General features: G+C 48.8%; 16 protein-coding genes. 12 read left to right on the forward strand and 4 right to left on the reverse strand.

From position 1 onward, the window contains the following. The coding region (locus QVO97_RS00810) for an AraC family transcriptional regulator (RefSeq protein ID WP_288188525.1) at positions 1-901 on the reverse strand (901 nt) is incomplete at its 3' end. A 388-nt stretch (positions 902-1,289) separates the two neighbouring features. Between QVO97_RS00810 and dapF (QVO97_RS00815) the strand changes: the two genes are divergently transcribed. The 11 genes from dapF (QVO97_RS00815) to QVO97_RS00860 all read left to right on the forward strand — a co-directional run bounded on the left by dapF (QVO97_RS00815) (position 1,290) and on the right by QVO97_RS00860 (position 12,880). Further along, complete coding sequence (dapF, locus tag QVO97_RS00815) at positions 1,290-2,150, forward strand: diaminopimelate epimerase (protein ID WP_022358537.1); 861 nt, start codon at positions 1,290-1,292, stop codon at positions 2,148-2,150. 220 nt (positions 2,151-2,370) lie between these two features. Continuing rightward, positions 2,371-3,690 carry a glutamine synthetase family protein gene (locus QVO97_RS00820; RefSeq protein WP_022358538.1) on the forward strand — a complete coding sequence of 440 codons (1,320 nt, stop codon included), beginning with the start codon at positions 2,371-2,373 and terminating at the stop codon, positions 3,688-3,690. 31 nt (positions 3,691-3,721) lie between these two features. Continuing rightward, positions 3,722-4,276 (forward strand): ANTAR domain-containing response regulator, encoded by a 555-nt coding sequence (locus QVO97_RS00825; protein WP_022358539.1) that lies wholly within the window; start codon positions 3,722-3,724, stop codon positions 4,274-4,276. Between the two features lie 46 nt (positions 4,277-4,322). Then, entirely contained in the window at positions 4,323-5,123 is an 801-nt protein-coding gene (gene dapF / locus QVO97_RS00830; protein ID WP_022358540.1) for a diaminopimelate epimerase, read from the forward strand. Between the two features lie 72 nt (positions 5,124-5,195). Further along, the gene (locus QVO97_RS00835) at positions 5,196-5,744 is read left to right on the forward strand and encodes an N-acetylmuramoyl-L-alanine amidase family protein (protein WP_022358541.1); all 549 of its coding nucleotides are present in this window, start codon (positions 5,196-5,198) and stop codon (positions 5,742-5,744) included. A 17-nt stretch (positions 5,745-5,761) separates the two neighbouring features. After that, complete coding sequence (locus tag QVO97_RS12675; RefSeq protein ID WP_022358542.1) at positions 5,762-6,019, forward strand: SPOR domain-containing protein; 258 nt, start codon at positions 5,762-5,764, stop codon at positions 6,017-6,019. Positions 6,020-6,189: 170 nt separating this feature from the next. After that, entirely contained in the window at positions 6,190-6,822 is a 633-nt protein-coding gene (locus tag QVO97_RS00840) for a cytidylate kinase-like family protein (RefSeq protein ID WP_022358543.1), read from the forward strand. Between the two features lie 131 nt (positions 6,823-6,953). Further along, positions 6,954-8,336, forward strand: a complete 1,383-nt coding sequence (locus QVO97_RS00845; RefSeq protein WP_022358544.1) for an MATE family efflux transporter — start codon at positions 6,954-6,956, stop codon at positions 8,334-8,336. A gap of 32 nt (positions 8,337-8,368) precedes the next feature. Beyond that, entirely contained in the window at positions 8,369-10,048 is a 1,680-nt protein-coding gene (rlmD, locus tag QVO97_RS00850; RefSeq protein WP_022358545.1) for a 23S rRNA (uracil(1939)-C(5))-methyltransferase RlmD, read from the forward strand. A gap of 19 nt (positions 10,049-10,067) precedes the next feature. Further along, entirely contained in the window at positions 10,068-12,347 is a 2,280-nt protein-coding gene (locus tag QVO97_RS00855; protein ID WP_191396039.1) for a DEAD/DEAH box helicase family protein, read from the forward strand. Between the two features lie 50 nt (positions 12,348-12,397). Further along, positions 12,398-12,880: a hypothetical protein gene (locus tag QVO97_RS00860; protein ID WP_288188531.1), complete on the forward strand. Its 483-nt coding sequence runs from the start codon at positions 12,398-12,400 to the stop codon at positions 12,878-12,880. Positions 12,881-13,315: 435 nt separating this feature from the next. Here the strand turns inward: QVO97_RS00860 and QVO97_RS00865 are convergent, their stop codons facing one another. The 3 genes from QVO97_RS00865 to QVO97_RS00875 are packed head-to-tail and all read right to left on the reverse strand — an operon-like array spanning position 13,316 to position 14,998. Beyond that, on the reverse strand, positions 13,316-13,978 hold the full coding sequence (locus QVO97_RS00865; protein ID WP_022358549.1) for a sigma-70 family RNA polymerase sigma factor: 663 nt from the start codon (positions 13,976-13,978) through the stop codon (positions 13,316-13,318). After that, positions 13,959-14,795 carry a helix-turn-helix domain-containing protein gene (locus QVO97_RS00870; protein ID WP_022358550.1) on the reverse strand — a complete coding sequence of 279 codons (837 nt, stop codon included), beginning with the start codon at positions 14,793-14,795 and terminating at the stop codon, positions 13,959-13,961. The genes QVO97_RS00865 and QVO97_RS00870 overlap by 20 nt, the downstream gene beginning before the upstream one ends. 14 nt (positions 14,796-14,809) lie before the next feature. Beyond that, positions 14,810-14,998 (reverse strand): helix-turn-helix domain-containing protein, encoded by a 189-nt coding sequence (locus QVO97_RS00875; protein WP_022358551.1) that lies wholly within the window; start codon positions 14,996-14,998, stop codon positions 14,810-14,812. A 227-nt stretch (positions 14,999-15,225) separates the two neighbouring features. Between QVO97_RS00875 and QVO97_RS00880 the strand changes: the two genes are divergently transcribed. Beyond that, positions 15,226-15,487 (forward strand): CHC2 zinc finger domain-containing protein (locus tag QVO97_RS00880; RefSeq protein WP_288188534.1); only part of this gene is annotated, 262 nt, incomplete at its 3' end.

Genomic DNA, 15,487 nt, shown 5'->3' on the forward strand with positions numbered 1-15,487 from the left:
TATGCGGCGTATCGTGATATTTTTTCTTATATGCCCGGAGGAACGCAGCATAATTGCGGAATCCGGATTGATAGCAGGCTTCTGTGACGGGGGTGCCCCGGCGCAGGAGCTCGTTTGCGTTTTGGAGGCGTTTTTCGGTCAGGTATTCGGTAATGGTGTAGCCGGTTTCCTGGCGGAAGAGACGCATCATGTGGTATTTGCTTATGTAAAAGCGGGAGGCGAGCTGGTCGATCGTATGGTCTTCTTCCGGGTGTTCAGAGAGGTAGCGCATGAGTTCCAGGATTTTTTCGCCGGAAGGGGAGGTCGGAACGTATTCCCGATGGTTTTCGGAGGCGGCGCGATCGAGGTGTACCATAAATTCCAGGAATAATAAACGCAGAAGAAGCCCGGAGCCATAACTGCTGCCACCAAGGGATTCAAAGTTAGCATTGTCTCTGCCATTGTCATTTGTACCACTTGCCTGATAGGCATTTTCCAGTCTTGACAGCGCCTCTAAGAGCGGCGTCATGGTAAGGGAACCGAGGCGCAGAACATCGGACTGCTGTTCTCTGGCAAGCTGGAAACAGAGGTCGAGCGCACAGTCAGCACAGGAGAATGCATCCAGACATTCCGGCGACAGGTAGAGGATGATGCGCTCATATCGGCTGTGGTATGGCACGACCGGCTTGTGCAGGCAGTGCGCGCCGACGAGGACGATGTCGAGCGGGCGGAGGTGGTAGGAACGGCCTTCCACGATGTAGTCCGCTTCGCCATTTAACAGGATCAGGACTTTGTGGAAATCATGATAGTGGTAGGCAACCGGTGTATCCATCTGCCCGCGCAGGTGGAAGAGGCGGAATTCGTGGTTGAGGTAGCCGCGTTTTTCGTAGGCGGGGGATTCATGGGTGGTGTTTTCTGGCATAAGGGGACTCCTTTTTTGAGTGTATTGCAGGTTGATTGTTGCGGGAAATTATATCTTGTATAAATGCATTGAGTTTGTTGTTTTCCTCTGGGATAAATATGTTTTGAAACACAGACATTTCATTTCTTATTTCGTAACTGTTCAGTACCTTATTTCATATTATATAGCATTATATGCAATATTTAAAGCATGATTCTTCTATTAAAAGCTGCTATATTTTCCTAAAATTGAAATTAAAGAAAGCATAGATGGAATATTATGAAAATGCAGACATATTCAAAACATAAATGGATATGCATGATAAAGTGATTTCAAGAATGGAAGTAGAATAGAAATCATGGATGAAAGATTTTTATGGTATTGATTAAAAGGGGCAGGAGGTATCGCGATGAAACAGGTTGTGCTTGAAAAATATCACTGTATGGGAAATGATTACCTGGTGTTTGATCCAAATAAGAATGATCTGGAATTGAATGCGGAGAATATCAAGAAGATGTGCAGCCGTCATTTTGGCATCGGCGCGGATGGCATTCTGGCGGGTCCATATCTGGGGGAGAATGATTTTTATGTACGCATCTACAACGCGGACGGAAGCGAGGCGGAGAAGAGCGGCAACGGCATGGGTATTTTTGCAAAATATCTGCGGGACGCGGGATATGTGCAGAAAACGACGATCTCCTGGAAAACGCTGGGAGGCGAGGAGACAGTCTTTTATCTCAACGAGGATGCGACCCGTGTGAAAATTTCGATGGGACATCCGACGTTCTGGAGCGATGAGATTCCGGTGACCGGCGAGCGGCGGGAGATGGTAAACCAGACGATGGTATTTGGAAAGATTCCGTATGTCACGACTTGTCTTTCAATGGGAAATCCGCACTGTGTTATCTGGATGAATGAGATTTCGAAGGAAATGGTGTGCCGGATCGGCGAGCATTCGGAAACATCCGAATATTTCCCGGAAAAGGTCAATACGCAGATTTTAAATGTCCTTGACCGGACGAATATCCAGATCGAGATCTACGAGAGAGGCGTTGGATATACGCTGGCGTCCGGAAGCTGCGCCTGCGCGGCGGCGAGTGCGGCATACCGCCTGGGACTTGCCGATCCGCATATGTACGTCCATATGCCGGGCGGCACGCTGGAAGTGGAAATCAAGGAGGACGGCATGGTTTACATGGTCGGCGAGGTCGGCTATGTGGGACATATCCAGTTGGGAAATGAATTGAGCGAACAGCTGCGGATTAAATAAAAAAGTATTTGACAGAAAAATATCGGACTGCTATATTTTATTTATAAAAATTGTGAAAAGAATGACAGGGGCATTCTCACACAGCAAAACGATCATAAACGTATGCTTGAAATTTTGGGGGCTGTATAGGCAGGAAAATTCTGGGCGTATATGAAAAGAGGGCGAGGGGGCTGACTGGAAACAGAGACAGCTGCCTCGTTTTTTATAGGAGGAAATGGCGATGGGAGAGAATACGAACCGATCCGAACCTTTTTTTGATGAAGATGTTGATTTGGTAAAGCTGCAGTTTACCGATATTTTTGGACAGTGCAAAATGGTCCAGATGACGCGGAGGCAGGCGGAAAAAGCGATGAAAGAGGGGTATGCAATCAACCGGTTTGCGCTCGGCGGCTTACAGAAAGCTGGGATCGAGGGCGCGGCGGCGCCGGAGTATCTGACGGACCAGAGCGAGAGTGTGGAATTGTACTTGAAGCCGGATGCATCAACGTATCAGGTTCTTCCGTGGGATTCCGGGCAGGAAAATGTAGCGCGCGTGATCTGCCAGGTCTGCAATGCGGATGGGACGCCGTCCTGGACGGATTCGCGTCATATTTTACAGGAAACGGTAAAACGTGCCGAGAAGATGGGACTGGACTTTGATTTTGATTTCCAGTGTGAGTTTTATCTGTTTCACACGGATGATGATGGGAGACCGACGACGGTGACGCATGAGGTTGCCGGGTATTATGACGCGGGGCCGATCGATCTGGCAGAGGGCGTCCGCCGGGACATGGTTCTGAGCCTGGAGGAAGCAGGATTTGCGGTCGAGAGCACGCATCATGGTCTGACTGCCGGACAGCACAGCTTCGTCCTTCCGGCGCGCCGGGGCATTGAGGCAGCAGATTATTTACAGACGTTCAAGGCGGCGGTCAAACGGATTGCGAAACGCCATGGTCTGCATGCGACTTTTATGCCGAAGCCAAACATGAGCGGCGACGGCTCGGGGCTTCATGTGGGCGTGTCGATCTCTTCCAGACGGGGCGCCGAGGCGATGGCGCAGGCGAAGCAGTTTGCGGCAGGCGTGCTTAAAAATCTGAGCGATATGATGATTTTCACGAATCCGACCGTCAATTCATACAAACGTCTGGCGGCGGAGCGGAGCACGGTGTTCCAGCCGGAGTTCCCGGCGGCTGTGTGGGAAAAGGGAAGTGAAAAGGCAGTTCATGTGAAGGAAGACCGGAACGGACGTATTTCCGTGGAAGTGCAGTTCCCGGATCCGTCTGCGAATCCGTATCTGGCGCTGACAGCGATTCTGGCAGCAGGACTGGAAGGAATCGAGAAAGCGCTGGTGCTGGATGAAGAAGCGGGCGATGAGGATGCGCCGCGGTTCCCGGAGACATTGGGGATATTGCTCCAGAAGCTGGATCAGAATGAATTTGCACACCGTGTATTTGGAGAAAAGTTCTGCCGGATGTACGGCGAGGGCAAGAAAGAGGAGTGGGAACGCTTCTGTGCCTATGTGACGGATTGGGAAACAGCGGAATATCTGTATCGTTGTTAGGGGGTACGAAATCGCAGTGAGGTGAGACCACGTGGGAAACATCATAGTAGCATTTTCGAAGCCGCAGGACGGACGAAATATTAGAAATATACTCGTAAAACATGGAATACAGGTCACAGCCTCCTGCACATCGGGCGCGCAGGTATTAGCGTTAACCGATGATTTGCGAAGCGGGATTGTGGTGAGCGGCTACCGGTTTGGTGATATGACCTGCCGGCAGCTTGCCGACCAGCTGCCGCCGGGATTTGATTTGCTTCTCATTGCTTCCCCGAGCCGGTGGAGCGGCGAAGCGATGGGAAGGATTGTCTGCCTGCCGGCGCCGTTTAAAATGGGAGATTTAGTTTCGACGGTCCGCATGATTGAGCAGACGCAGGCGGAAAAAAGACGGCGGATGCGCCGCCAGCCGCCGCAGAAGCGCAGGGAAGAGGATCAGAAAGCGATCGACACCGCAAAGGCTATTTTGATGGAGCGGAACCGGATGACGGAGCCGGAGGCGCACAAATATCTGCAGAAATGCAGCATGGACAGCCAGGTCAGCCTTATTGAGGCGGCACAAATGGTAATCAGTCTTTACAAAATGGCGTAAGATCCTTTACAATAGGATCAAAAAGGCAGAAGGAGCAGCAAAAACGATGAAATTTACAAAAATGCAGGGACTTGGCAATGATTATGTCTATGTCAACTGTTTTGAAGAAACGGTAAACGATCCGGAGAAGCTGGCGATTGCCGTCAGTGACCGCCATTTTGGAATTGGTTCCGATGGATTGATTCTGATTACCCCATCCGAGGTGGCAGACTGCCGCATGGATATGTACAATCTGGACGGTTCCCGCGGCGCGATGTGCGGCAACGGCATCCGCTGTGTGGGAAAATATGCGTATGACCACCATATCGTGGACAAGCCGCAGATTTCTGTTGAGACATTGTCCGGGATTAAATATCTGGATATGAAGGTCGAAAATGGCAAAGTAACGGCGGTCACCGTCGATATGGGCGAGCCGGAGCAGACTTCCGCGCTTCCGGAGAAGATCGAGGTAGATGGAACGGAATACGAATTTACCGGAATTTCCATGGGAAATCCGCATGCTGTTCTGTTTATGGAGGAGATTGATTCCCTGGAACTGGAGACGATCGGACCGAAATTCGAGTTCCATAAGCGTTTCCCGGACCGTACCAACACCGAGTTTGTCAAGGTCATTGACCGCACACACGTAAAAATGCGTGTCTGGGAGCGCGGATCCGGCGAAACGATGGCATGTGGAACAGGTGCCTGCGCGGTTGCCGTTGCATCTATTCTGGCAGGGCATACGGAGGATGAGGTTGAGGTCGGGCTGCTGGGCGGTTGCCTGCAGATCCGCTGGGACCGCGAGAAAAACCGCGTGTTCATGACTGGACCGGCAGTGGAAGTGTTTAGCGGGGAGTATGAGGAATAATTAAACAGGAAACTTTGGGACTTCTTTCACATATGGTAGTAGTACAACGATATGTGAGAGGAGTCTTTTCTTTTGGAAGAAAAAAAGAAAGTGATGATAGATGCCGGGCACGGCGGAACGAAAGATCCGGGAGCAGTATTTGAGGATCGGATGGAAAAGGACGATACCCTGCGTCTGGCGCTGGCAGTAGGGAGGATTCTCGAGGAAAATGGGGTGAATGCCGTCTACACGCGGTCAACGGACGTCTATGACACGCCCTACCAGAAAGCAGAGATGGGAAATGAGGCGGGCGCGGACTATTTTGTTTCCCTGCACCGCAATGCGGCGAGTGAGCCGGGAAAAGGTTCGGGCGTCATGACGCTGGTGTACAAGACAGGCAGGAAATCAGAACAGCTGGCGGATTCAATCCAGAGAGAGCTGGCGCGCACCGGATATGTAGATCTCGGCGTGATCGAGCGCCCGGATTTGATTGTGCTGCGGAAAACGCAGATGCCGGCGGTTCTGGTTGAAGCTGGATTTATCGACAATCCGGAGCTGGATTTATCGACAATCCGGAGGATAACAAGCGGTTTGACGCGCAGTTTGACGAAATTGCGGCGGCGGTTGCATCTGGGATTCTAAATGTAATCGATGACGACATGGATCGCCGTCCGGTGGAAGAGAGCGACTATTATTACCAGATCCAGACGGGGGCGTACCGCATCCGATCGCTGGCAGAGCAGCAGTTAGAAGAACTGCGCCGTATGGGATTCCCTGCATTTCTGGTGTACGATGGGACGTATTTCAAGCTTCGGGTCGGTGCGTTTAAAAATCTCGACAACGCTGTGCGGATGGAACGGGAACTGCGGAAGGCGGGATTTCCGACGGTGCTTTTGTATGAGAGGGAGGTGAAGTAGGGGAGAAAAGCTGAAAAACAGGCGCTATCTGAAAATAAGAATAGAATGACTTATTTGATTGATTTTTGCTGTGCTTTTTGTAAAAATGAATGGAAAAAATCCCCTCATTATGGTATGCTGAAGATAGAAAGCAACATGCATTTTCTTGTAGATAAAGGGAGGGGTTTGGTATGTCAGAGAAGAAAAAAATTATCATCACGATTGCGAGGCAGTATGGAAGCGGCGGTGCGGATACGGGCAAAAAGTTGGCGGAAGATCTGGGGATCAGTTTTTATGATAAGAACATTCTCCGTATGAATTCAGATGAGAGCGGTATCAAAGAGAGCTATTTCCATCTGGCAGACGAGAAGGCGGGCAACCGGCTTTTATACAAGATTATCAATACATTGACACCGGAAAAGGGCGCACCGTCGTTCGGTTCCGATCTCATTTCAGCCGACAATCTGTTTCGCTTCCAGTCGGAAGTGATCCGGAAGCTGGCGGCGGAGGAATCCTGCGTCATCATCGGCCGATGCGCGGATTATGTGCTGGACGGCACCGAGGGACTGATTCGCGTGTTCCTCTACGCGGATATCAAGGTGCGCGAGGAGCGCGTGCGTGAGCGGAATCTCTATGCGGACAAAGATGTCCTCAAAAATATCCACCGGATCGACCGGGAACGCCGCGATTATAATCGTTATTATGCAGGGCGCGACTGGGAGAAGCCGGAGAATTACGACCTTTTGATTAATACGACGCAGATTGGTGTGGACGGGGCGGTTCAGTTGATTAAGGATTATTTAAAAATGAGGGGGCTTTTGTAAGGGAAAAAGAATGACTTCCACTTGCAATTCAATATAGTATCGTGTAAAATGGCACATACAGCCGGGCGAATACGAGAGTGTTTGGACGGCTGTATGTGCTGTTTTGCTATTATTACAAGTAAGGGGAAAATATGAAATATCAAAATGATATTGACAAAATGAATACGAACCGGAATTTATTTCTGATGTCGCTGCCGATCTTCGTGGAGCTGTTATTGCAGCTTTTGGTCGGAAACGTTGATCAGATGATGGTAAGCCGGGTATCGCAGCCCTCGGTGGCAGCGATTGTCAATGCGAACCAGATCATGAACCTGGTAATTATCGTGCTGAGCATGGCATCGACGGCGGTTACCGTGATTTTGTCCCAGTATCTGGGCGCGCAGGATGAAAAAAATGCATCCCGGACCTGCATGGTCTCGATCGTGCTGATCGGCGGCGTCAGTCTTGCGGCAACGATCCTGGTTTTTGCCGGGCACACGCCGCTTTACCGGGCGATCCATGTGCCGGAGGAGGTTTTTGATGAGGCGTCGCTGTATCTGCTGATTGTCGGCGCATTTATTCTGGTGCAGGGATTTTATCTGACCTTCTCAGCGATGATCCGCGCATTTGCTATGGTAAAGGAAGTCATGATTATATCAGTTATCATGAATGCCATGAATATTGTGGGAAATGCGATTTTAATCAACGGCTGGTTCGGAATGCCGCAGCTTGGGGCGGTCGGAGCGGCGATCTCGACGGATATCAGTAAGTTAGTTGGTCTGGCATTGATGATCGGAATGTTTTTCAAGAGCCGCCGCGTCAAAATGGGAATGAGTTATCTGCGTCCATTTCCGGTGCAGATTTTAAAAAATCTCTGCCTATTGGCAATTCCGACGGGGGTCGAAAGTTTTTCGTACAATCTATCCCAGATGATAATTCTGGGAATTGTTAATTCCTTTGGCACGCTGGTTACTGTAACCAAGGGATATTGTACGATTTTTGCCAATATTGATTATGTTTATGCGATGGCGATCGCGACGGCAACCCAGATTGTGCTGGGCTACCTGATCGGAGCGCGCCGTCTGAATGATATACAGAAACGAGTGAATGCGACACTGAAGGTTGCGATTGCGGCGTGTGTCGGGATGGCGGTGCTGATGTGCCTGGGAGGTAAATACATTTTCCTGATTTTCACAGACAACCCGGAGATCATTGCGCTTGGACGGCGGATTCTGGTGATTGAGATTGTGCTGGAGATCGGGCGCGCGGTCAACATTGTTATGACCAAATGCCTGATTGCGGTCGGCGATGTCCTGACCCCGACCACGGTCGGAATCACCTTCCAGTGGGTCGTAGCTGCCGCCGGCTCCTGGTTGCTCGGCAGCAAGCTCGGCTGGGGGCTGGAAGGCGTCTGGATTGCAATGGCAGCTGATGAATGCGTGCGCGGACTCATTTACGCGGTGCATTTTAAGAAAGAACGTTGGAAGAAGAATTTTAAGGGCGTGAAGACGGAAGCAGAGTTGGGAGAGGCGTAGAAGATAAGCGAAGAAAGAAAGTGTGAGAAAAAATGAAAGAAACAGGATGGAAAAAGACAGCAGGGAATTGTCCTGATGGAAAAAGAACGGAAGGAAAGAGATCGTTTGGCCGGGGGGAGAAAACAACTGGATTTTCCAAGAATAGTGCAAAAGTGGGAGTCAATGGGGAAAAACAGGGAAAATCTGCTCGTAAAGTGTCTGGAGTTGAGGATAAATGGGGCACACATGGGGACAGGAAACGAAATGTAGGGGAAAAAGACGGTCAGAAAACGGTTCGTGGTGGACAGCGTGGAAAAACAAAATGTCCGATTTACCGTGAGTGCGGTGGCTGTCAGTATCTCCATTTAACCTATGATCAGCAGTTAAAAGAAAAACAGAAGCGCATGGAAGAACTGCTGGGCGGTGTCTGTCCGGTTCGTCCGATCATTGGAATGGAAGAGCCGTATCATTACCGCAATAAAGTTCATGCGGTATTTGGATTGGATCGGAAAAACAATCCAATTTCTGGCATTTACAAAGAGGGGACACATCGGATTCTTCCGGTGGATTCCTGTCTGATTGAGGATCAGAAAGCAGACGAGATCATCGTGACGATCCGGAGTATGCTTCGTTCGTTCAAGATCCGTGTTTTTGATGAGGACACCGGATACGGTCTGCTGCGTCATGTATTGATTCGCCGCGGCTTCACAACCGGCGAGATTCTGGTCGTTTTGGTGACAGCATCCCCGGTATTCCCATCGAAGAACAATTTCGTCAAGGCGCTTCGTGAAAAGCACCCGGAAATTACTACGATTGTCCAGAATATCAACGGCAGAAGCACCAGTATGGTGCTTGGCGACAAAGAACACGTTCTGTACGGAAAAGGATATATAGAGGATGTTCTCTGCGGGCTCCGTTTCCGCATCTCATCCCGTTCCTTCTACCAGATCAATTCTGCGCAGACGGAGAAGCTGTATGCCAAGGCAATGGAGCTGGCAGAATTGACCGGAAATGAGACAGTGTTGGATGCCTACTGCGGTATTGGTACGATCGGTCTCATTGCCAGCAAACACGCGGGCAAAGTTATCGGTGTAGAGTTAAATCAGGATGCAGTGCGGGATGCAGTGCAGAATGCGAAGAAGAACGGCATCACCAATGCACAGTTCTTCTGCAATGATGCAGGCCGGTTCATGTCTCATATGGCAGCCAGAGGCGAGAGTGCAGATGTGGTATTTATGGACCCGCCGAGAAGCGGAAGTACCGAGGAATTTATCGATGCGGTAGCCCTGATGCAGCCGAAACGTGTCGTCTACATTTCCTGTGGTCCGGATACATTGGCACGCGATTTGAAAATATTCGCAAAGCACGGTTATCGGGCGAAAGAAGCATGGCCGGTGGATTTGTTTGGGTGGACGGGGCATGTCGAGACGGTTGTCTTGCTTTCCAAGGGTGAGATCGACTCGAAAAAGATTCGGGTGGAGTTCTCGCTGGAAGATATGGATACCTCCGGCTTCCAGCAGGGAGCCACCTATGAGCAGATCAAGGGACGAGTGCTGGAGCAGACCGGATTAAAGGTATCTTCCCTGTATATCTCACAGATTAAGCGGAAATGTGGTCTGGAGGTCGGGCAGAGCTATAACCTGTCGAAGAAGGAAAATGCCAAACAGCCGCAGTGTCCGCCTGAGAAAGAGAAAGCAATCCGAGAAGCAATGAAATATTTTGGGATGATATAGAGAGGTACGGGAAGAAATGATGAATGAATTAGACAAACAAAACTTTACAAATTATGTAGAAGTAAAATCCTTTGGTGATATTTTTCCCAAAAAAGGAACAAATACCAGAACGCCTTACGAGCATCAGAAGAAGGCAATGGAAGCATTGGATAAGATGAATCAGGAGGCATCATACAGCACACTGGTAGTTCTTCCTACTGGTGGTGGTAAGACATATACTGCTTCCATGTGGCTCTTAAAAAATGCTATTGATAAGAGAAAGAAAATTCTTTGGATTGCCCATCGCCAGATGTTGCTGGATCAGGCTGCTGAGTCTTTTCAAAAGTTTGCTTATACAGAAGTTGTCCCCCACATTTCTTCCTTCTGCTTTAGAATTGTTTCTGGAGCTTCCAGCCATGACCGAACCAGCGACATTCGTCCGGGTGACAACTTGCTGATTGTCAGCAAGGACAGCATCGGAAGAAACATTGATCGATTGGATCAATGGCTCAAAGGTGAAAAAGAGCTGTATTTGATTGTGGATGAAGCTCATCATTCAACCGCAAAAACGTACAGAAAGGTCATTGATTATGTAAAGGCAAAGGTTCCTAATTTAAAACTGATTGGTTTAACTGCTACTCCGTTCCGTACTGCTGAAGAAGAACAGGGACTGTTAGCAAAAATATATACTGACGGTATCAGTGATGGACGAGTTGTTCACGGTGATGTTGGAATCACATATCAGATCGGACTAAAGGAACTGATTAACAGACAGATTCTTGCAAAACCTATTTTTGAAAGCTTTTACACGGATGAAGAATACGGCGATTCTCTCGGTGTTGACGCATGGGAAAGCATTCAACATTTGGATGTTCTGCCGGATGAGGTTGCACAGCAGATGGCAGATAGTGCAGCCCGTAACAAACTGATTGTCGAAACTTATAAGGCAAAACAGAATGACTATGGTCAGACAATATTGTTTGCCGTTAATGTGGTTCATGCAATTCAGTTGACCTCTCTTTTCAAAAAAGCTGGTATCAAAGCTGACTTCATCGTATCTTCTGTTAAGGATGCCATTACTGGTGTGACGATTAGCCGGGAGGATAACGAAAGAAAGCTGGAAGACTATCGAAATGGAAAGTTGCAGGTTTTGATCAATGTCAACATTTTGACTGAGGGCGTTGATTTGCCCAAAACTAAAACAGTGTTTTTGGCAAGACCTACTGTTTCTTCCATTTTGATGACGCAGATGGTTGGTCGTGCATTGCGTGGTACAGCAGCAGGCGGCACAGCCAGCGCATATATTGTTTCGTTCGTAGACCACTGGAACGAGCATATTGCATGGGTTAATCCGGAAAGCCTATTTGATGGAAACAATGACTTTCAGGATAATGAATCTGAGCGTGCCAAACGAGATCTGCGCATGATTGCTATTTCCAAGATTGAGGAGTTTGCAGCTATTTTGGATGATGCAGTTGATACTACTGCGTTGGAAAAAGTGCCTTTTGAGCAAAGAATCCCTGTTGGTATGTATGCGTTTACATATCTTGAAGAAAACGGAATGGATCACGCTTATCAGGTAATGGTCTACGACAGCACACAGAATGCCTATAAAAATTTGATGGATGCGCTTCCTTCCCTATTCAAGTCTTTTGGTGCAACAGAAGAATATTTGACAGAAGCGCAGCTTGATGAAATGGAAGCACAGTGCCGGGATTCGTTCTTTTGCGGAGAGATGATTCCTCCTTATGAACGGAAGGATGTTCTGAATATCCTGAAATATTATGCCCAATATGAAGCCGTTCCGCAGTTCTATACTTTCGCTGAGGTAGACAGAAGCAAACTTGATGTTAGCAAAATTGCCCAGCATATTTGGGACGAAGATATGGGCGAACGCAAAAGAACAGAGTATATTGATTCGCTCTGGGAATCCAGTGATGATAATATGCTTCGCCTGTTTTTTGGTAGGAAACTATATTTCCTCCGTCAGCTGAACATCGAATTGATGAAACTATCGCATCCCGATATATACGATGATGAAAACAACATAAAGTATGGAACCAGAGCATTAGAAGATTTGCCTTTGCATGAAATTGGGAAAATCAATCCTGCTTTGGAAAAGGAATTGAGAGATCAGGCTTTTGAAAAAGCTAAAGATGCAGATGGAAATTACCGGTGCGCTTGCTGTGGTGTTGCAGACAAGTCACGTATCTATTTCCAAGTCGATCATATCGTTCCGATGAACAACGGCGGCAAAAGCGTTGTAGAAAATTTGCAAATTCTCTGTCGTCAGTGCAACGGAACGAAAGGTGATCAGTAATGCAAGGGTTATGCTACTCTGCACTCGATATTGCGGTAATTGTCAGCAGTATGCAGCTCGGCTGTCGAGATGAAAGCAGAATACTTGACCGGATATGGGAGGGCGAGAAAGCATTTCTCGATATTCCATACAGAGCAAATCAGCGGAAATTCATTTTAGACACCTACCATTGGTTACAATATTTCTATGATAAACCAGTGATCGATAAAGAATTTCCTGCAATACAGAAAGATTTGGCGTATTCAAACAGGACTTTGCAAGCAGACCAATTAACCAGCGATTTCTCGGATTTGGATTTGTTTTTCAAAAGCATCCGCATCCGTATTTTGTATGGATATGGAAATGATTATGTTAGAATTAAGCTGAGAACCCTGCTCAAGCAGTATGGCTATAAACGAAGGTCTCAGTTGTTGCTTCAACACATAAACCGATGTATGCTGTTCTATCATCTGGGAGCGACGTTGCGTGGTGGCGTGCCATGCTCTATCGAAGATGCCGATTTGGATCAGATGCTGACATTTCGAGTAGTATGATAAAACCGCTGCAATTTTCATCCCCGAGCAGGATGGAATATGCAGCGGTTTTATATTTCCTGAGGAATGGTGTCAAACTGCATTTTTACAGTTTGGGTACCATTTTCGAGGAAAATATGAAGGGTGTCCAGAGGGGCGCAGCCCCTTGGCTCTGGGTTTCCAATAGGGGCGAGCAGCATCCCTGTTGGCACACAATTTTCCGCAGGAAAGTCTAGTGTGTTATACCTTTGTAGAGCGGATGGCAGCCGGAAATGTAGCACACCCTTGAATCTGTGCTGCAATTCCGGCGTTCTGGTGGGAAAGGTTGCCCCATAAATGGGGCAGTCTGAGCAACAGGAAAAGGCTGGAAGAAGGTGCAGAAAGCAGCTTTTTCCAGCCGGTCAGCAGCGGAACAAAGGTATATCAAAAGCCCCCGTCCTGCCGCAGCATCTATCGTTAAAACCACCACGGCAGTTCCAGCCATAGATTGTCCAGCGCCAGAGCCTCGGTTGACTTTGCCCGACTTTCACTGAGATGGAAATGCAACGCCGTCCCAATCAGAGGGTGTTCCAGATCGTCCTCAAAGCCAAATCGGTACAGGAGGTATGCCCTGTCTCTTGCGGGAATGCGTCTCAGTCCCTCGTACAGCTCCCGCCGGTTTTCTTCTTCAATCAGGATCTTCTCTGGCTCAGCGGCATACGGATCAGCGATCAGCTCGGAACGCTGCATGGGGTCCTCGCCGGGGAGCAGATCATCCAGATTGATCCGTTCCATAGGAAATCCATCCTCTTTTGATTGCAGCCGCTGCTCAAAGGTGGCAAAGGCGGCGGAAATCAAATCCATCATGGCGTTGCGGATGGCTTGTCCGGCATAGGTCAAGAACTTTATTTTCTTGTCAGGGTCGTACAGGGAGATAGCCCGTAAAAGGCCGATGCTTCCCTCCTGAATCAGATCATCGTGGTCGATGCCAAGCTCACTGTTGCCCAGCCCTACGCTTTGATACAGTTCATTTGCAAGCTTTTGTATGTATCCCAGATTGTTTTTTACCAGCTGCTCCTGCGCCTGTGCATCCCCTCGCTGTGCCAGTACGCAGAGCTGCTCATTTGTTTTTGGCTTCATGATCCTGTTCCGCCATCCGCTGTACCATGTGAAGCAGTGCCTGCCGCACTTCCCCCAGAGAATCGGCATCGGCAAGCTCCATCCCGGAGACACTGGCAATAATCAGATCCACAAACTGTTCCGGCGAAACAGATGGATGCAGTGCATCCTGCCCTTTCATCGTTTCCGAATACATCTGTTCCACCATTTCTTTGGTCAGCGGCTCCCCTGTTTCCGTGCCGATTTCTTTTTTGATCTCCCGCAAAACAGCCATAAACTGATTTTGGATATTGGTCAGGTCTGCCTGATAGACGGGCACCTTATTCAGTAATGCAGTCTGTGCTGCTTGCTGGGCCGCTTTCCTGGCATCAGGCTGTTCTTTTCCTGTTCCCAACAGCATGGAACTGAGCGTTTGAACTATCTGATTCTGCACCGCAAAACCAGAGGCAAGGGTATCATCAAAATACAGCGCAATCATATTGGTAAGCTGGGCGAAGCGGCGGTTTTCCAGCAGACGGCTTACCACCTGCGGATTGGTTCTGCCGGTATAAAGGTTCCGTGCCGCTTCAGCGGACAATCCCAGCTCGGAAATGTCATAGTTTTTCCGGTCAGGGACATCAGTCATGCACAGGAGAAAATCGGTAGAAACATTGAAGATGCGGGCAATGCTAATCATCTGATCCAGGCTGAGCGTATCCTTCGTACCGTTGATAAAACGGCTCAGAGTGCTTTCGGTAACTCCGATTTTCTTGGCCAGAACCGCTTGCGTAATTTTATGTTCCTTCATCAAGTCCTGCAACCGCTGCTGCGGCGTGCTGGGAAGATACCGCTGCTCCATATCCAAGCCCCCTCTCAGTTTTTCTTGATGTATTTCCCGCTTTTGATGCGGGCGTCTTTTGGCTTTTCCGCATTTTCCGGGATGATCCAGCGGCAGCCTGCTCGCTGTGCGCCAGGGATGCGGTTTTCATTACAGAGAACGCCGACACGCCGGGGCGATACCCCCCATTTCTCTGCTGCTTCAAAGGTAGAAAGGTATTTCATGGTTTATTATGTCCTTTCCTGATTCTATATAAATTATATTCCATAACCGGAATAATATCAACATATCTTTGTGAACATCTGCCGCTCTGAGGTTTTGCATTTTTGCAAGATTTCAGGGCTGCTTTTTTGTTTCTTGCAAAACTGACGGATTTTTCGGGATGGCCCCTTTTTCTCCGTACATTGAAGTGACAGGGAAAACCTGTACGAAAAATCAAGGAGGAAAACACATGAGTATCTACGAATTTGTAAAGGCAAACGTGACCGTCCCGCAGGCTGCCGAACACTACGGAGTGGAGGTGCAGCGGAATGGGATGTGCCGCTGTCCGTTCCACGATGACCGGCACCCCAGCATGAAACTGAACAAGGATTATTTCTACTGCTTTGGCTGCGGGGCTCACGGCGATGTGATTGAGTTCACCGCCCGTTTGTTTGGCCTGGGCAGCTATGAGGCGGCGAAAAAGCTGGCGCATGATTTTGGACTTGACCCGG

Origin of the sequence: Clostridium sp. CAG:43 (assembly GCF_000434655.1) — a bacterium.
Lineage (GTDB): Bacteria > Bacillota > Clostridia > Lachnospirales > Lachnospiraceae > Otoolea > Otoolea fessa.

Coding starts and splice junctions, on each gene's coding strand:
- dapF (WP_022358537.1), top strand. CDS start 1,290: ATGAAACAGGTTGTGCTTGAAAAATATCACTGTATGGGAAATGATTAC.
- QVO97_RS00820 (WP_022358538.1), top strand. CDS start 2,371: ATGGGAGAGAATACGAACCGATCCGAACCTTTTTTTGATGAAGATGTT.
- dapF (WP_022358540.1), top strand. CDS start 4,323: ATGAAATTTACAAAAATGCAGGGACTTGGCAATGATTATGTCTATGTC.
- QVO97_RS12675 (WP_022358542.1), top strand. CDS start 5,762: ATGGATCGCCGTCCGGTGGAAGAGAGCGACTATTATTACCAGATCCAG.
- QVO97_RS00840 (WP_022358543.1), top strand. CDS start 6,190: ATGTCAGAGAAGAAAAAAATTATCATCACGATTGCGAGGCAGTATGGA.
- QVO97_RS00845 (WP_022358544.1), top strand. CDS start 6,954: ATGAAATATCAAAATGATATTGACAAAATGAATACGAACCGGAATTTA.
- rlmD (WP_022358545.1), top strand. CDS start 8,369: ATGAAAGAAACAGGATGGAAAAAGACAGCAGGGAATTGTCCTGATGGA.
- QVO97_RS00855 (WP_191396039.1), top strand. CDS start 10,068: ATGAATGAATTAGACAAACAAAACTTTACAAATTATGTAGAAGTAAAA.
- QVO97_RS00860 (WP_288188531.1), top strand. CDS start 12,398: ATGCAGCTCGGCTGTCGAGATGAAAGCAGAATACTTGACCGGATATGG.
- QVO97_RS00865 (WP_022358549.1), bottom strand. CDS start 13,978: ATGAAGCCAAAAACAAATGAGCAGCTCTGCGTACTGGCACAGCGAGGG.
- QVO97_RS00870 (WP_022358550.1), bottom strand. CDS start 14,795: ATGGAGCAGCGGTATCTTCCCAGCACGCCGCAGCAGCGGTTGCAGGAC.
- QVO97_RS00875 (WP_022358551.1), bottom strand. CDS start 14,998: ATGAAATACCTTTCTACCTTTGAAGCAGCAGAGAAATGGGGGGTATCG.